The following is a 551-nucleotide window of genomic DNA, read 5'->3' as shown; positions in this document are numbered from 1 at the left end:
AGATATTCTTGAATCAATTCGCGAGCTCGCTTACTACCGTCAAACCGTGTTTGTAGCGGATCCGGGGCCCTCCAGTGACGAGGCAAAAACCCAATCTGAGGACGTCGTGCACAACTTCGGTGCTCAGGTGTAATAGAATTCATGAGTTGCCCTTCTTCGCAAGAGGAAGGGACGCATGGTGGGTATAGCTCAGTTGGCAGAGCGCCTGGTTGTGGTCCAGGAGGTCGCGGGTTCAATCCCCGTTACTCACCCCAATGATTTATCAGCAGTAGCGTGAATGTATGGTCCGTGACATCAGTGTTCCGGTTCGTAGTCGGATGCTGCAGCTTGACGCGTCCGAATTCGAACGTCTCGTGGTGGATGAGCTCGATCTCTTGCCAGACGAGATGATTGACGGTCTCGACAACATTATTTTCGTCGTCGAAGACCGACCCGAAGATGGCACGCTGGACATCCTCGGACTCTATGACGGAGTCGCACTCACGGAACGCGGACAGTATGGTTTCGGGGAGATGCCCGACCGAATCGTGGTCTACCGGGAGCCCCTGCTG

The 551-nt window shown here is 54.6% G+C and carries 1 protein-coding gene, 1 tRNA gene and 1 pseudogene; all 3 read left to right on the top strand.

The window, feature by feature from the left end; translation table 11 throughout:
* Positions 1-133 (top strand): annotated as a pseudogene (locus tag JF66_RS24870) (oligoribonuclease); the annotation flags it as partial.
* Positions 134-178: 45 nt separating this feature from the next.
* Positions 179-254, top strand: a tRNA-His gene (locus tag JF66_RS21185).
* Between the two features lie 63 nt (positions 255-317).
* Positions 318-551: metallopeptidase family protein (locus tag JF66_RS21180; protein ID WP_035880966.1), on the top strand; the 234-nt coding region annotated here is incomplete at its 3' end.

It is taken from the genome of Cryobacterium sp. MLB-32 (assembly GCF_000738085.1).
Lineage (GTDB): Bacteria > Actinomycetota > Actinomycetes > Actinomycetales > Microbacteriaceae > Cryobacterium.
This window is presented reverse-complemented; position numbering and strand designations above follow the sequence as displayed.